Genomic DNA, 15,116 nt, shown 5'->3' on the forward strand with positions numbered 1-15,116 from the left:
CCACCCCCCCCCCCCCTCCCCCCTCCCCTTACCCCCCCCCCCCCCCCCCCCCCCCCCCCCCCCCCCCCCCCCCCCCCCCCCCCCCCCCCCCCCCCCCCCCCCCCCCCCCCCGCTTCCGTGGACGGCGGAGGGGCACGGCGGAGGGGTGACGCGTTTCGGGCGGTCTCCGCCGGCCCGACGGGTGCCGTCAGGTACACCCTGCGGCTGTCGGCCAGGAGCCCGGCCGGCACATGACGGCCCGTACGAGGGCGGGGCCTGGCGCGAACGGCGACCGGGTCGGCCGGCCGAGTGCCGTGGTGGCGTCAGCGGCCGGGCGTGTTACCGGAGTTCGGCCGACGTGGCGCCGGTGTCCGCCGTGCGGTCGGTGAGCACGGTGTCGGCTTCGTCGACTGAGTGGCTGCTGTCGGCCTTCACGGTCTGCTTGATCCAGTTGGCGTAGGCGGGCGCGCTGGTGTACAGCCCGGGGCCGGTCGAGCACGGCACACCCAGGACGCCGGGGCCCGAGGTGACGCCGACGAGCTCCCACCGTCCGTTGCGGGCCTCCTGGAGCTGCGGGCCGCCGGAGTCGCCGTGGCACGCCATGGCCTTGGGCTTGGGGCTGACCGTGCACAGCCTGGTCGGGTCGGCGAAGCCGGGTGCGCATTCGGACTCGGCGCCCAGGCGGGTGTTCAGCTCCTGCAGGTGGTCGGGGAAGTCGAACTCGCCGTCGACGGTGGTGCCGAAGCCGAGGAGCCGGGTCGGGGTACCCGGGTCGCCCGCCTCCTTCGCGATCCTGATGGGTTGCTCGGAGACGGGCCGGTCGAGGCGGATCAGGGCGAGGTCGTTCTTGTTGGGGCCCTGGTTGTCGCCGTTCGCATAGCCGGGGTGGACGAAGGTCCGGTCGATCTTCCGGACGGTTCCGCCGGTCTTGCGCTGGTCGCTGCCGATGCGGACGGTGCCGTCGAGTTCGATCTCGCCGGTCACGCAGTGTGCCGCCGTCAGCACCCACTGGCGGTCGATCAGCGACCCCCCGCAGTTGCCGTCGAGCAGGCCGGCCTCCGGGGCGGACATCGGGATCACCGCCATGAAGGGGTAGCGTTCGGTGGAGTCACCGCCGTTGACGATCGCCCCGGCACTGCCCGCCATGAGGGTGGTGCAGGCGACGGCGGCGAGGGTCCCGACGGTTGCGGCGCGGACGGCACGGCGACGGGACGGCTTGGGACTGAACACGGACGGTTCCTTCCGTTCGGGGATTCGGATGTGCTCAGCCTGTACGTTCAAGATCGGCTGGACCATGGCGCCGGCCGGTGGATGCCGTGCCGGGGCAGCAGGTCGGCGAATGGGGGGATATCCCCCCTCTTCGGGCAGGCCTCAGTGGCCCCGGCCGCCGCCGAGGCCGACGCCGGTCGCACCGGCCAGGAGGCCGCGGCGGCTGACGGAGAGACGTCCACCGGATTCGTTCATGGCGGCCGGCCCACCGGACGAAGGGGAACCGCGTACGGTCCGCCGCGTGAACTTTCCCGCCGCTCACCCCGTGCGCCACACTGCTGGGCGTGACGAGTGTGAACGGCGAGGACCGGCGGGTGATCCGCACCCTGATCGCGGACGACCAGGAGGCCGTCCGCCGCGGTGTGCGAAGGATTCTGACGGCCCAGCCGGACATCGAGGTGGTGGGCGAGGCGGCGGACGGGCTGGCCGCGCTGGAGCTGGCGGCCGAACTGCGGCCGGACGTCGCGCTGGTGGACATCCGGATGCCGCGGATGGACGGGTTGGAGCTGACCCGGCGGCTGGCCGGTCCGGGGGTGGCGGAGCCGGTGCGGGTGGTGGTGCTGACCACCTTCGACCTGGACGAGTACGTGTACCCGGCCCTGCGGCACGGGGCGTCCGGCTTCCTGCTGAAGCGTTCCGGCCCGTCCCTGCTGGCCGAGGCGGTACGGGCGGCCGCGGACGGGGAGAGCCTGATCAGCCCGTCGGTCACCGTCCGGTTGCTGCGGCACGTGACGGTGCCGCGCCGCCCGGACCGCCGCCCGGACCGCCGTCAGGCGGCTCCGCTGGTGCCGCTGACCGAGCGGGAGGTGGAGATCGCCGGGCACGTCGCGGCGGGCCGCACCAACGCGGACATCGCCGCGGAGCTGTTCATCTCACCGGGCACGGTGAAGACCCACGTCGCCAGCATCCAGCGCAAGCTCGGGGTGGGGAACCGGGTCGGGATCGCGGTGCACGCCTGGGAGATGGGCTGGGCGGCTCGGTAGCGGCCGTGGGCCCGGGAACGGCCACGCGCGCGGTAACGGCCGCGGGAGGGAAGAACGGGAACGCGTCCACGGGGCCGAGGGGATGCTCCGTGGACGCGTGGAACCTGTGAGACTGGGGTGGCCTCCGGACGTGGTGTCCTCCGGCCGTAGTTCGATCGTCGACCGAGGTAGTGACCAGCGGCAGACCCTGATCCGTCTCGATCTGTCGCCACTGCCTCCTGCGGTCGAACTATTTCAGCTGCCTCACAGGTCCAACTCCCATCATGCGCCTCCCACGCGCCGTGCACCAGGGGTGTGCGGCACGAATCCGGGCAATTTTCACAACCCGGGCAGTCGGGCTTCGGGTGCGCGGGCTTCGGTCGTGCTGGTTTCAGGTACGCGGCCAGCCGTCCACGAAGCTCAGCGTCCGCTGGTACGGCCCCTCGGGCCCGGTGCTGCGGTACTCCTCGGTGCTGCTGCCGGTCCGGACGGTGCGGTCCCCGTCGTGCCGCACGGCGGTGGGGCGCAGGGTGTGGTCGACGGTGGAGCGCTCGGTGACGTGGCCGCCGGTCGCCGCGGTGGCCTCGCGGTGGTAGCCGAGTTCCATGGCGGTGGTCTGGTCGCTGTTGCCTGCCGCGTCCCGGCTCACCCGGTAGGAGACGTCCAGCGGTTCGCCCTCGTGCACGGTGGTGGTGCGGTGCGGGCCGCCGCCCCAGGTGGAGGTGGTGCGGGTGAGATCGGTGCCGTTGCGCAGCGTCAGGTCGTTGCCGCCGTCGCGCAACCGCTGGGTGGAGCGGAAGGCGAGTTCGTCGCGGACCTCGGTGGTGATCCGGCCGTGCGAGGTCTGCACCCAGCCCCGGGCGAGGTCGTTCCGGGCGGCGGTGACCGTCCAGTCGCCGCTGCCGCCGCCGTGGTCGGCGAGGTCGGTGGCGACGGTGGCCTCCGGGGCGACCCGGTGGTCGGTGAGCTGTCCTGTGGTGCGGGCGGCGCCGTGGTCCGTCTCGGCGAAGAGGTTGACCTGGCCGGTCCAGACGTCGTTGTTCTGTGCCTCGGCGGCGTTCACGGTGACGCCCACGGTGTGCGGCCGGCCGTCCAGCAGCAGCCCGACGTACGGGGTGAGGTCGAGCCGGTAGGCGGGCAGGTCGAAGGCGAAGACGCCGGGCACGGGCCGCCAGAGCAGCGGGTCCCAGCCGCCGGTGTAGATCACCGGGTACGGCCAGACGGCTCCGGCCACCCGGCCGTCCACGGTGAGCCGCAGCTCGCGGAACGGGCCCTTGCCGCAGATGCCGGTGCCCGGGTTGGCGACGGCGAAGGCGTCCGGCGCGGAGGCGTAGGCGAACTCCTCGCAGGCGCCGCCGCCTCGGGCGTAGACCTCGGCGGTGAGGCGTTCGAGGTTCTGCGGGAAGGTGAGGTCCCGTCCGGCGGTGGGTGCGGCCTGGGTGAGCCCGAACGGGCCGGTGGTGAGCAGCCGGTCGGCGGTGCGGGCGGCCGGCCGGTGTTCGTCCGCGGTGTAGAAGCTCAGGCTCGCGCTGATCGTGAAGACGCCCGTGTAGGTGGCGTCGGTGACGTTGGCGAGGTCGAAGGAGAAGTCCTGCGGGCCTTCCGCGAAGAGCGGGGCGTAGCGGGTGACGTCGTGCTCGACGCTCCAGGCGATGCCGTCCTTGGACGGCTCCGGGGTGGAGGAGAGCAGCACCTGGACGCCGCCGACGCGGACGCTGAAGATGCGGTCGAACTGCCGCCCGGCGACCTGCCCGTGGAGGTCCAGGACCACCGCCGACCAGGGGCCGGCGCAGTCGGCGGGCGGGGTGAGGGTGGTGGTGTACGGGGTGTCCGGCGGGTTGCCGTACCCGTTGCGGAACTCGCGCTCGTGCATCACCTCGACGGTGCAGGAGCGGGTGTCGGGGCGGGTGAGCGGCTTGGTGGCGGTGACCGGGTCGTGGTAGTCGGTGCCGAAGTCGGCGTGGGCCGGACCGGCGGCGGTGAGGGTGCCGGCCAGGGTGAGGACGGCGGCGCCGACCAGACCGGCGGCGCGGCGGAGCAACGGGCGCAGGGCCAAGGCGGGTTCCCGGGGTCGGGCGGCCCGCGGACGGGTGCCGCGGGCCGGTCGGATGATCCGGGAATCCTTCCGGGGGTGGCATGCCAGCGTCAAGGGATGGCGTCCGTCCGTCGCCGCGCCTCCGGCGGCGTGGCGGCCCGCTTTGGTCGGGGCCGGCGAGTGCGACCCCGGGGACGCACCCTGGCTGCCGGTGCGAACCGTCCATACGCTGAGCGGCATCCCGCTCAGCCGTAGTGGCATCCTCACAGAGAGTTCGCATCATGACCGGACTTCGCCCCGCCGCTCCTGCCGCTTCCGCCGCTTCCGCCGCTTCCGCCGCTTCCGCCGCCTCCGCCATCGAGGTGTCCGAGGAGGTCGCCCGGGCCCTCGCCGACGGCCGGCCGGTGGTCGCCCTGGAGTCGACCATCTTCACCCACGGCCTGCCGAGGCCGCGCAACCTGGCCGTCGCCATGGAGGCGGAGGAGCGGCTGCGGGCGGCGGGCGTCGTCCCGGCCACGATCGGGGTGCACGCCGGGGTGCCCACGGTCGGGCTGAGCACCGAGCAGATCACCGAACTGTCCACCGTCGACGGCCTGGAGAAGGTGAGCCTGCGCGACCTCCCGGTGGTCGCAGTGTTCGGCGGGCACGGCGGCACCACCGTCGCCGCCACCGCCTTCCTCGCCCACCGCGCCGGCATCCGGGTCTTCGCCACCGGCGGCCTGGGCGGCGTGCACTTCGGCGCCTCGGAGAGCTTCGACGAGTCGGCCGACATCACCACCCTGGCCGCCACCCCGGTCACCGTGATCAGCGCGGGCGTGAAGTCCATCCTCGACATCCGGGCCACCCTGGAGCGCTTCGAGACCCACAACGTCCCGGTCATCGGCTACCGCACCCGCAAGTACCCGGGCTTCTACGTCACCGACTCCGGCCACGAGATCAACTTCAGTGTGGAGTCGCCCGAGCAGGCCGCCAGGGTCATCGAGGCCCGCGACCGGCTCGCCCTGCCGCAGGCCGTTCTGATCGCCAACCCGGTCGACCCGGCCAAGCAGCTGCCGCCGGAGGAGCTGGACGGCATCCTGACGCGCGCCCGGGCCGAGGCCGAGCGGCAGGGCGTCGCCGGCAACGCCTCCACGCCCTTCCTGCTCGACTTCATCCGGCGGGACACCGGCGGGCGCAGCCTGGAGGTCAACGTCGAGGTGTACCGGGGCAACGTCCGGCTCGGCGGGGAGATCGCGACCGCGCTGGCGGCGGGTGGTGCCGGTGGCATGGCCGCCGGCGCCGGTGGCGCCGCTTCGGCCGTCCCGACCGAGACCGGGGCCTGAGCCGTGCTGGGGGTGCTCGGCGACCTCGTCGAGGACATCGTGGTCTGGGCCGACGGCCCGCTGCGGCACGGCACCGACTCCGGCGCCCGGGTGTTCCGCTGGCGCGGCGGCAGCGCGGCCAACGTCGCCCGCTTCGCCGCCGGGCAGCACCCGGCGCGCTTCCTCGGCTGCGTCGGCGCGGACGCGGTCGGGGACGGCCTCGTCGCCGAACTGACCGGCCACGGCGTCGACGTACGGGTCTCCCGGCGCGGCCGGACCGGCAGCGTGGTGGTGCTGATCGACCAGGACGGCGAGCGGACCATGCTGCCCGACCGGGGCGCCGCCACGCTGCTGGAGCGGGTCCCGGACGCGTGGCTGACCGGGCTGACCCACCTGCACGTGCCGGCCTACTCCTTCGACGGCGAGCCGGTCGGCAGCACGGCCGTCGACGCGCTCGTGAGGGCCCGGCGGGCGGGCGGCACCACCTCGGTGGACGCCTCCTCGACCGGCATGCTGGAGAGGTTCGGCCGGGAGCGATTCCTTGCGCTGCTGGCCGGGTTGGCGCCGACCTTCGTGTTCGCCGACCGCTCCGAGTCGGAGTTCCTCGGGCTGCTGGTGGGCGGCCTGCCCGGGCCGGAGCGCGCCCGGCTGGCGGTCACCACGGTGGTCACCAAGGCGGGCGCCGGGCCGACCGCCGTCGACGTGCCCGGTGAGCCGCTGCTCGTGGTGCCGGTGCCGCCGGTGGCCGAGGTGCGCGACCTCACGGGGGCCGGGGACGCCTTCGCGGCGGGGTTCCTGGCCGGCTTCCTGGACACCGGGGACCTCGGGCGCGCGGTCGGGCTCGGGCACCGCGGCGCGGCCCGGGTGCTGGCCTCGCCCGGGGCCTCCTGGGGCGGGGAGTGACGTTCGGCGGGCTTCCGCCGAGCGCGGTCGCGGCGCCGGGCCCGGGGTCGCTCGGGCCCGGAGCCACCTGGGCCCGGAGCTACTTGGGCACCGCGTCCTTGCGGAGGAAGTGCTTCAGCTTCTGCCAGGTCCAGGTGTTGATCACGTCCTCGGCGGTGAGCCAGCCGCGCTGCGCCGTGCCGATGCCGTAGCGCGGGTAGGCGAGGTGGCCGGTGGCGTGCGCGTCGCTGTCGACGGCGAAGCGCACGCCGTGCCGCCTGGCCCGCAGGATGTCCTCGTCGCGCAGGTCGAGCCGTTGCGGGGAGCTGTTGATCTCGATCGCGGTGCCGGTGCGTGCGGCGGCCTCGAACACCGCGTCCAGGTCGACGTCGATCGGCCCGCGCCGGCCGATCCGGCGGGTGGTGAGGTGGCCGATGACGTGCACGTACGGGTTCTCGCAGGCGCGGATCAGCCGACGGGTCTGGGCGGCCCGGTCCAGGGCGAAGTGCGAGTGCACGGAGGCCACGCAGACGTCGAAGCCGGCCAGGAACTCGGGCGGCCAGTCCACCCCACCGTCCGGGCCGATGTTCAGCTCGGTGCCGTGCAGCAGTCGCAACTTCTTGTGCCGGTCGGCGAGTTGCCGCAGCTGCTCGCGCTGGGCGAGCATCTTCTCGTCCGTCATCCGCTGCATCACCAGGTCCGGGGCGTGGTCGGTGACGGCGAAGTAGGAGTAGCCGCGGGCGGCGGCGGTGTCGACCATCTCCTCCAGGGTGGCCAGCCCGTCGGTCAGGTCGGTGTGGGTGTGCAGGTCGCCGCGCAGGTCGGACTCCTGGACCAGGTCCGGGAGTCCGCCGTCCAGCGCGGCCTCGATCTCGCCCCGGTCCTCGCGCAGCGGCGGCGGGATCCACGGCAGGCCGAGCGCCGCGTACACCTCGTCCTCGCTCTCCGAGACCACCTTGGCGCCGCCGTCCACCTCGAACAGCCCGTACTCGGAGAGCTTCAGCCCGGCCCGGACGGCCATCGTGCGCAGCTTGATGTTGTGCGCCTTCGAACCGGTGAAGTAGACCAGCGCCGCTCCCCAGTCCCCCTCCGGTACGACCCGCAGGTCCACCTGTACGCCCTGGGTGGTACGGACCGAGGTCTTGGTGCTCCCGCTGCCGATCACGTCGGTGACGTACGGGAGTTCGGTGAGCGCGGCCATCAGCGGGGCGGAGTCCTCGGCGGTCGCGAGCACGTCGATGTCGCCCACCGTCTCGCGCATCCGGCGCAGTGAGCCCGCGTACGCGCAGCGGGTGCAGCCGGGGACGGTGGAGAGCGCGGCGACCAGCTGCTCGGCCAGCTCGGTGGCGGTGTCCAGCAGGGTGCGGCCGCCGGACTGCCGCATCAGATCGATGCCGTGCAGGATCTTCTCGCCGCTGCGCTCGCCGAAGCCGGGCAGGTCGGCGAGCTTCTCGGCGCGGGCGGCCGCGGCGAGTTCGTCCACCGAGGCGATCCCCAGGTCGCGGTAGAGGGCCAGGGCGCGCTTCGGCCCCACGCTGGGGACGGCCATCATCTCCCGTACGCCGGACGGGATCTCGGCGCGCAGCGCCTCCAGGGCGGGGATGGTCCCAGTGGCGAGGAACTCGGCGATCTTCTCGGCGGTGGACTTGCCGACGCCGGGGATCTGCTGCAGGCCCTTGACGTCCAGGTCGGCCAGGTCCTCGGGGTGGCCGCCGACCGCGCGGGCGGCCTTCTCGTAGGCGCGGGCCCGGAAGGCGTCCCCGCCGGTGATGTTGATCAGGTCGGCGTACTCCTGGAGCAGTTCCCTGACCTGGTCGTTGAGCCGGGGCATGGGGCAAGTCTAGGGGCGGCGGCATGGGCCTGCCGGGTGTGCGCTCCGCCGGGTGGAGCGGAGGTGCGCGGGAGGGTACTCCGCGGGTCGTACGGGGCCGGTCTCCCTGGGGCGGACTCCCGGGGGCCGCCGTACAGGGGGCGCGGTCGTTGGTCGTCCCGGGGTCAGTCGTACGCGACGGTCAGCAGCAGGATGACGGTGAGCCCGCCGCCGGGGGTGGACTCCACCGCGAGCCGGGCGCCCGAGGCCACCACCAGGCTCCGCAGGGCTGGCCCTACCGGGCCGTCCGTCCGTCCGCCCCCGATCAGCCACGCGCGTGCCTCGGAGGGCTCGTGGGCACCCTGGTCGGAGACCCGGATCTCCACCCGGCCGAGGGTCTCCGCCGTCCTGCCGGGTGCCCGCAGCACGGAGGCGCCGCCCGCCACGTCGGCCCGGACCAGCACCCGGCCGCCCAACGGGCTGCGCCGGATCGCGTGGTCGACCAGGCCGGCGACGGCGGCCTCCAGCCGGCGGGCGTCCCCGGCCACCACCGGGAGTCCGGGCGCCACCCGCACCGTCACGGCAGCCGCCCGGTCGCCGCCGCGCACCACCCGGCGGAGCACCTCGGCCACCTGGACGTGCCGGGCCATCGGCTCGCAGCCCTCCTGCCGGCCCGTCCACCGCAGCCGCTCCAGCTCCGTGCGGCTGAGCGCCCTGGGCGCGGCCGGCGCGCCCGGCGAGTACGGGCCGGGGCCCTCCTCGGCTTCGGCCCTCGCCCGTGCGCCCACCCGTCCGGGCCCGCCCCGGTGTCCGGTGCCGCCCGCCCCGACGGCCCCGACGGTGCCGCCGAGCGCGCCGAGCGCCCGGGCTCCCGACGCGACGTAGCCCCAGAGCCTCCCGCGTGCCATCGCCCTGCCCCTCGTGCTCCCCGGCGGCCGTCATCCGATCCGCGGCCGATCGCGGTGGGCCGACCTCCGGGCCCTTCCTGCCAGCCTGCGCCCTCGGCCGCCCGGGTGACAATCCCGCTCCGGTCCGCGGTCCGTCCCGGGCCCCCGCCGAAGCGGCCGGCCGGGCACCCGCCGACCGGCGGGCCAGGGGCCCGGGCGCGGTCCCGCTCGACGAACGGCACAGAGCCGAACCGAACCGCAAAGACTTCTTCGCAAAAAACCCTTTGCAAAGAATCCTTTGTGGTTCTAGTCTCCTGCCATGACCGAAGAGCACGGCTGGAAGCACAGCGACGACCAGCGCGCCGTCGCCCTCACCGCCGAGAGCATGCGGGCGATGGCACACCCCGTACGTCTGCGGGTGGTGGGGCTGCTGCGCAAGTACGGCCCCTCCACGGCGACGCGGCTCGCCGCGGAGCTGGGGATCAACTCCGGCGCGACGAGCTACCACCTGCGCCAGCTCGCCGCCGCGGGCTTCGTCGAGGAGGACGAGGGGCGCGGGAACGCCCGCGAGCGCTGGTGGCGTTCGGCCCACCGGCTCACGGTCTGGACGGTGGACGACATGGCGGACGAGCAGTTGGGCGAGGCCGCCGGCTATCTGCGGTCCGTGCTGGCCGCGCACACCCTGGCGGCCCAGCGCACGCTGGACGCCTTCGAGGCGATGCCGCGGGCTTGGCGCAAGGCGGTGAACCTGAGTGATCTGGTACTGCAGTTGACGCCCGCCGAGGCCGAGCAGCTGTCCGGCGAGTTGAGTGAAGTGATACGGCGCTACCGCTGGCTGGGCGCCGAGGGGCCGGTCCCGGAGGGATCGGAGCAGGTGTCCGTCGTCGTCCACGTCCTGCCGGACGTGCGCGACGACACCGACGAGGGGGGAACCACATGACGAGCACCACCACCACCACGAGAACCGCCACCGACGGGCCCGGGCGCAGCTTCCGCCCGCTCGTCGGGGTGCTGACCGCCTCCGTCGTCTCGGTGACGGGCACCCGCGTCTCGGCGATCGCCCTGCCCTGGTTCGTCCTGGCCACCACCGGCAGCGCCACCATGACGGGCCTGGTCGCCTTCGCCGAGATGGCGCCGTACGTGGCGGTCAAGGCACTGACCGGGCCCTTGGTGGACCGGATCGGGCCGCGGACGGTGTCCTGGACGACGGACGCGGCCAGCGCGGTCGCGGCCGGGCTGATCCCGCTGCTGCACGCGCAGGGACTGCTCCCGTTCCAGGTGTTGCTGGTGATGGTCGCGGTGATCGGGGCGATGCGCGGCCCGGGGGACTTGGCCAAGTCCGTCATGGTCCCGGAGGCAGCCGACCGCGCCCGGGTGCCGATGGAGCGCGCCACCGGGCTGTCGGGTGTCGCCGAGCGGCTGGCCTCCACCGTCGGCCCGGCGGTCGGCGGCGGGCTGGTCGCCCTGGTTGGCCCGCTCGTCGGGCTGGCGGTCAACGCGGGCACCTTCGCGCTCGGATCGCTGATCATCGCGGTCGCGCTCCCGCGCGGCATGGGGCGCTCGGCGGTGCCTGCCGCTGCAGCCGACCCGACCGAGGAGGAGCAGCAGCCCGCGGGCTACTGGCGGATGTTCGGCGAGGGCTTCACCTTCCTGCGCTCGGAGCCGCTGCTGCTCACCGTCACCGTGATGGTCGGCATCACCAACCTGATCGACGCTGGTTTCACCACCGTTCTCGTCCCGGTCTGGGCGCGGGAGTCCGGCAACGGCCCGGCCGCCATCGGCCTGATGACGGCCGTCATGGGCGCCACCGCGGTCGTCGGCAGCCTGATAGCGGCGGCCGTCGCCTCCCGGCTGCCCCGCCGGACGGTCTTCTTCGCGGGCTTCCTGCTGTGCGGCATACCGCGTTTCCTGGTGCTCGCCCTTGGCGCGCCGATGTGGCTGGTGCTCACGGTCTTCGCGATCGGCGGCTTCGGCGGGGGCTTCCTCAACCCGATCCTCGGCGCGGTGCTCTTCGAGCGGGTGCCCCGCCACCTGCTGGGCCGTGTCCAGGCCCTCAGCGGCTCCCTCGCCTGGGCCGGCATCCCGCTCGGCGGGCTGGCCGCCGGTGCGGCGGTCGCCATGGTCGGACTGATACCCAGCCTGATCGCCAGCGGAGCCCTGTACTTCGCCACCACCACGCTGGCCGGGCTGCGCCCCGAGTGGCGCGAGATGGACCGCCTCCGCGGGCACGCGGATGGCGCAGGCGAGGCGGGCAACGCAGGCGAGGTGCGCAACGCGAACGGTGCGGGCGGTGCGGCGGCCGAGCCGGAACCGGCGCACAGCGCGTAAGCCGCCCGTCGGCGCGGCTGACGGGTCGGGCCATCGCCCGGCGGGGCGGGCGCGCCGCCGGGCGATGGCCCGCCCGGTGAAGCAGCACCAGGCCGGCCAGGGCGGCGAGGGCACACCAGGTGGAGACGAAGGCGAGGCGCCAGAGCAGAGCACCGACGACAGCACCCGCACCGGTGAGAAGACCGAGATGGCGGAGCAGCGGGTCGCCGCTCACCAGGAAGGAGCCGATGGTGGCGAGGAGGTAACCGGCCAGCCGAAGGGCCGGGTTCGGTACGCCGACCGCCGGGCCTAGCCGAGCGTGTGGCCGCGCACGGTGGCCGTCACCGGGCGGGACACGACGGCCACGGCCAGCGGGACGGCGACCGCCGCACCGAGCAGGGTGAGTGCGGCGAGCATCCGTCGGCGCGGCCCGCTGGTCGCGCACCACACGGCGGCGGGAACGGACACGGGCAGCAACGGCAGTGCGACCACCGCCCAGGCGGTACGGGCCGCGCCGGCGAGGCCGTCCGGCAGTCCGCCCTCCGTACCGAGCCAGACCAGCGCCTCGATCAACTCTGCAGGCCCAGCACCAGGGGGAGCGCGGCGAGCGGAGGACGCTCGGGCTGGCCGGCCCGGTGGGCACGGACCAGGCACGCCACCCCCGCGAGCGCGACCACCCCACCGGCCACGGCGTCCGCCCGCGCGCTCCAGCACATCGCGGCCTAACCGCTGCTCCCGGGGCGGCCGCTCTCCGGGGGATCGCCGGTCGGCTTCTTCTCCGGCCCGCCCCGCGAGTCTCCCCGCGCGTCTCCCTGCGCGTTTCTCCGGGCCTCGTCCTGTGCTTTCTCCCCCGCCGCTTCCTCTGCCTTCTCCTCCGTCTTGACCTCCTCCGGTTCCTCCGGTTCCTCCGGCAACGCCCCGATGCTCTCCAGGGTGTCGCCGGCGGTTCCGGGCATCGCCGGATGGCGGCCGATCACGATCACCCCGATCACGATCGCCAGCATCCCGGCCGCCTGCCAGGCCAGCGCGGCCGGGGTCACCCGCAACCGGTCGCCGAGGAAGCCCACCGCACAGGCGATCCCGGCCAGCGGCTGGGCGGCGGTCAGTGCCGGCAGGGACATCCGCAGCGGCGCGGCCTCGAAGGCGCTCTGCACCAGCAGCAGCCCGACCACCCCCGCCACCACCACCGCGTACGGCTGCCAGCTGCGCAGCACCGCGGCCAGGCCCTCGTGGTCGAGGCGCTGGGTGGTGGTCCGGGTCAGCGCGTCCTGGAGGCCGTAGAGCAGTCCGGCGGCGAGCGCCAGCAGGGTCGCCTCCTCGAACAGCGGCAGCCGCCGGGCCATCGAGACCAGCAGCAGGACCAGCCCGACCACCGTTCCGACCACCAGCCAGTGCCGCAGCTCCCCGGCGAGCGGCCCGCCGCCCGTCGGCTGCCCGGCCACGATGAAGGCCGTCACCCCGAGGGCCAGCAGCAGCACCCCGGCCCAGCCGGAGCGTCCCAGGGTCTGACGGGTCAACACCCGGGCCAGCGCCATAGCGAAGATCAGATTGGTGGCCAGCAGCGGCTCGACCAGCGACACCTCGCCCTGGTTGAGGGCGAGCGCGGAGAGGATCAGCCCGCTGACCATGAACCCGGTGCCGACCAGCCACTGCGGCATCCGCATCAGGTCGAGCAGCAGCCGCCAGTGCAGCAGATCGGGCTGCGGGGCTCGCTGCGCCGCGTGCTGCTGGAGGACGAAGCCGAGCCCCAGACAGCAGGCCGCACTGAGAGCGAGGAGGAAGACCGCCACGGAGGGACCACCAGGTTGTCGCTGCCCGCGCCGCGCCGACGAGTCCGAGGGGTGGGTCGGGCGTCGCGGCCGCTCCCGTCAGCCTACCGCCGGGCGGGTGCCCGGGCCGGTCGCGCGACGACACGGCGCGCCGCGCGCCCCCGGCAGCGCTTGCCGCCAGCGGCCGGGCAGGCGCACTCTGGTGAGAGCGGCCGCTGCGGGCCTCCGTCCGTGCCGGTCCGGACAGCGCGACGGGGGCCGCCGCCAGGAGGTGTGGCATGCACAACCAGTGGGACGTGGAGCTGAGCTTCGACGAAGACGGCGTGCACACGACGTGCGAGGCCAGGCTGACCGGCGCGAGGGCGCCCGGCCTGAGCGCGCACGGCGAGTCCACCAAGAGCGCGGACGACCGTCCGCTCGCCAGAATCGGCGAGGAGGTCGCGGCCTCCCGGGCCCTGGAGGAACTGGCCCACAAGCTGCGGACCCAGGCCACCGGGGAGATCGACGACGAAGGGCACCGTCCGGGTTACCTGATCTACTGAGCTGATCTCCTGAGTTGATCTACTGAGCCCATCGTCGCCCGGGCGGCGGCCTACCGGCGTCGCCCGGGGTCACGCAGGACGTCGTCCGGGTCGACGGGCCGTCCTCCAGCCGAATCACGGCCGGGCCCGGCCGTGATTCGGCCCGTCCGGCAGGAGCGAGCACGGTCGACCCGCCCTCGGCTACCCTCCCCCCTCGTGGACGATCACCCCGAACCCTCGACCCTGCGCGTCTTCATCGCACTGGCTCCGCCCGACGACGCCAAGGACGAGCTGGCCCGGGCCCTGCAACCCGCCTACGCCGGGTACCCGCGACTGCGGTGGAACCGGATCGAGGACTGGCACATCACCCTGGCCTTCCTCGGCGAACTGCCGTCTACGGCGGTGCCGCCGCTGCGATCGGCGCTGGCCGGTGCCGCCGCGTCGCATCCCGCCCTGAACCTGCGCCTGCGCGGTGGCGGCCACTTCGACCAGCGACTGCTGTGGAGCGGGATCGACGGAGACCTGGAGCGGCTGCACCTGCTCGCCGCCGACGTCCGGGACCTGGTCAGGTCCTGCGGAATCGAGTTCAGGGAGCGGCCGCTGCGCCCCCATCTGACGCTGGCACGCGCCCGCCGCGACGACGCCGTCAGCGTTCCGCTGGCCGCGGCCGGCCTCACCGGGTTCGTGGGCCGGCCGTGGTGGACCGAACGTCTCCACCTGGTCGGCAGCAACATCGGCCGCGGCCCCGGGCCGATCCGCTATCGCGACATCGATGCGTGGCGCTTCGGCACCAGCGTCGTCCAGGCCGGGAGCGACGGCGCTCTCACCGACTCGTAGCCGGCCGGCCGGTACCCGCGGATGGCGGGGAGCCGACACCGGGCCGGAGAGCCGTCCGGAATCCGTCGACGCCGGATCACGAACTCCTACCGGTACGGGCCTCCCACTGGTCGGGGGCCCCGACGTCGTCGTCATCATCACGTGTGGCAGACACCATGTCAGGAGAGGACCGAGATGCCCCGGACGTTCGAACTGCCCCGCCTCAAGGCGGGGATGGTCGCCGTGGCGACCGTGGCGGCGCTGGGCGCCGCCGTGCCCAGTGCCCACGCGGCGGGCAACTGCACCCACTACGGGCAGGCCGGGTACGGGCAGGTGTTCACTGACGACAACTACTCGGACGACGGCATGACGTTCGAAGCGGGTGCGGGTGAATGGCGGGCAAGCATGCCCGACTGGTTCAACGACCACGCCAACGCCGCCTACTGACGTTCAGCCACCCGTCGAACCGAGGGGCTTCCAGAGCTGCGGCACGGTGTGAGCCGAGCCCCGAGCCCCGAGCCCCGGCCCCGGGGCCGGGGCCGGACCCGGATCAAGACCCGGACCCGGCCCCGGGCCGA

General features: G+C 74.2%; 12 protein-coding genes and 3 pseudogenes. 8 read left to right on the forward strand and 7 right to left on the reverse strand.

Going from position 1 to position 15,116, the window contains the following annotated elements; translation table 11 throughout:
- Positions 1-318 precede the first annotated feature (318 nt).
- A complete protein-coding gene (locus ACZ5OX_RS34180; RefSeq protein WP_465635544.1) occupies positions 319-1,209 on the reverse strand; it encodes a S1 family peptidase in 891 nt (296 codons plus the stop codon).
- A 323-nt stretch (positions 1,210-1,532) separates the two neighbouring features.
- Here ACZ5OX_RS34180 and ACZ5OX_RS34185 point away from each other — a divergent pair, with 323 nt between their 5' ends.
- Entirely contained in the window at positions 1,533-2,231 is a 699-nt protein-coding gene (locus ACZ5OX_RS34185; protein ID WP_465635546.1) for a response regulator transcription factor, read from the forward strand.
- A gap of 370 nt (positions 2,232-2,601) precedes the next feature.
- Here the strand turns inward: ACZ5OX_RS34185 and ACZ5OX_RS34190 are convergent, their stop codons facing one another.
- On the reverse strand, positions 2,602-4,266 hold the full coding sequence (locus tag ACZ5OX_RS34190) for a peptide-N4-asparagine amidase (RefSeq protein ID WP_465635548.1): 1,665 nt from the start codon (positions 4,264-4,266) through the stop codon (positions 2,602-2,604).
- Positions 4,267-4,526: 260 nt separating this feature from the next.
- Between ACZ5OX_RS34190 and ACZ5OX_RS34195 the strand changes: the two genes are divergently transcribed.
- Entirely contained in the window at positions 4,527-5,567 is a 1,041-nt protein-coding gene (locus ACZ5OX_RS34195; RefSeq protein ID WP_465635550.1) for a pseudouridine-5'-phosphate glycosidase, read from the forward strand.
- Between the two features lie 3 nt (positions 5,568-5,570).
- Positions 5,571-6,449 (forward strand): carbohydrate kinase family protein, encoded by an 879-nt coding sequence (locus tag ACZ5OX_RS34200; RefSeq protein WP_465635552.1) that lies wholly within the window; start codon positions 5,571-5,573, stop codon positions 6,447-6,449.
- A gap of 79 nt (positions 6,450-6,528) precedes the next feature.
- On the opposite strand, the gene polX is transcribed toward ACZ5OX_RS34200, so the two are convergent.
- Positions 6,529-8,259 carry a DNA polymerase/3'-5' exonuclease PolX gene (gene polX, locus ACZ5OX_RS34205; RefSeq protein WP_465635554.1) on the reverse strand — a complete coding sequence of 577 codons (1,731 nt, stop codon included), beginning with the start codon at positions 8,257-8,259 and terminating at the stop codon, positions 6,529-6,531.
- Between the two features lie 164 nt (positions 8,260-8,423).
- A complete protein-coding gene (locus ACZ5OX_RS34210; RefSeq protein WP_465635556.1) occupies positions 8,424-9,146 on the reverse strand; it encodes a sensor histidine kinase in 723 nt (240 codons plus the stop codon).
- A gap of 298 nt (positions 9,147-9,444) precedes the next feature.
- Between ACZ5OX_RS34210 and ACZ5OX_RS34215 the strand changes: the two genes are divergently transcribed.
- Positions 9,445-10,065 (forward strand): helix-turn-helix domain-containing protein, encoded by a 621-nt coding sequence (locus ACZ5OX_RS34215; protein WP_449793225.1) that lies wholly within the window; start codon positions 9,445-9,447, stop codon positions 10,063-10,065.
- The gene (locus ACZ5OX_RS34220; RefSeq protein ID WP_465635558.1) at positions 10,062-11,453 is read left to right on the forward strand and encodes an MFS transporter; all 1,392 of its coding nucleotides are present in this window, start codon (positions 10,062-10,064) and stop codon (positions 11,451-11,453) included. The genes ACZ5OX_RS34215 and ACZ5OX_RS34220 overlap by 4 nt, the downstream gene beginning before the upstream one ends.
- 106 nt (positions 11,454-11,559) lie before the next feature.
- On the opposite strand, the pseudogene ACZ5OX_RS34225 reads toward ACZ5OX_RS34220, so the two are convergent.
- The 3 pseudogenes from ACZ5OX_RS34225 to ACZ5OX_RS34235 all read right to left on the reverse strand — a co-directional run.
- A pseudogene (locus ACZ5OX_RS34225) lies at positions 11,560-11,706 on the reverse strand (DUF6629 family protein); the annotation flags it as partial.
- Between the two features lie 35 nt (positions 11,707-11,741).
- A pseudogene (locus tag ACZ5OX_RS34230) lies at positions 11,742-12,148 on the reverse strand (DUF6629 family protein).
- A 225-nt stretch (positions 12,149-12,373) separates the two neighbouring features.
- Positions 12,374-13,222, reverse strand: a pseudogene (locus ACZ5OX_RS34235) (DMT family transporter); the annotation flags it as partial.
- A 257-nt stretch (positions 13,223-13,479) separates the two neighbouring features.
- Between ACZ5OX_RS34235 and ACZ5OX_RS34240 the strand changes: the two are divergent.
- The 3 genes from ACZ5OX_RS34240 (at position 13,480) to ACZ5OX_RS34250 (ending at position 14,985) form a co-directional block, all read left to right on the forward strand.
- On the forward strand, positions 13,480-13,743 hold the full coding sequence (locus ACZ5OX_RS34240) for a dsRBD fold-containing protein (RefSeq protein WP_465635560.1): 264 nt from the start codon (positions 13,480-13,482) through the stop codon (positions 13,741-13,743).
- A gap of 195 nt (positions 13,744-13,938) precedes the next feature.
- Entirely contained in the window at positions 13,939-14,559 is a 621-nt protein-coding gene (gene thpR, locus ACZ5OX_RS34245) for an RNA 2',3'-cyclic phosphodiesterase (RefSeq protein ID WP_465635562.1), read from the forward strand.
- Between the two features lie 174 nt (positions 14,560-14,733).
- On the forward strand, positions 14,734-14,985 hold the full coding sequence (locus ACZ5OX_RS34250) for a hypothetical protein (protein WP_465635564.1): 252 nt from the start codon (positions 14,734-14,736) through the stop codon (positions 14,983-14,985).
- Positions 14,986-15,116: the final 131 nt, after the last annotated feature.

The sequence above is a fragment of the Kitasatospora sp. NPDC032121 genome, from assembly GCF_055580145.1.

Excerpts from the sequence above, each read along its gene's own strand:
- ACZ5OX_RS34195 (WP_465635550.1), top strand. The coding sequence starts at position 4,527 with ATGACCGGACTTCGCCCCGCCGCTCCTGCCGCTTCCGCCGCTTCCGCC.
- polX (WP_465635554.1), bottom strand. The coding sequence starts at position 8,259 with ATGCCCCGGCTCAACGACCAGGTCAGGGAACTGCTCCAGGAGTACGCC.
- ACZ5OX_RS34210 (WP_465635556.1), bottom strand. The coding sequence starts at position 9,146 with ATGGCACGCGGGAGGCTCTGGGGCTACGTCGCGTCGGGAGCCCGGGCG.
- ACZ5OX_RS34215 (WP_449793225.1), top strand. The coding sequence starts at position 9,445 with ATGACCGAAGAGCACGGCTGGAAGCACAGCGACGACCAGCGCGCCGTC.
- ACZ5OX_RS34220 (WP_465635558.1), top strand. The coding sequence starts at position 10,062 with ATGACGAGCACCACCACCACCACGAGAACCGCCACCGACGGGCCCGGG.
- ACZ5OX_RS34240 (WP_465635560.1), top strand. The coding sequence starts at position 13,480 with ATGCACAACCAGTGGGACGTGGAGCTGAGCTTCGACGAAGACGGCGTG.
- ACZ5OX_RS34250 (WP_465635564.1), top strand. The coding sequence starts at position 14,734 with ATGCCCCGGACGTTCGAACTGCCCCGCCTCAAGGCGGGGATGGTCGCC.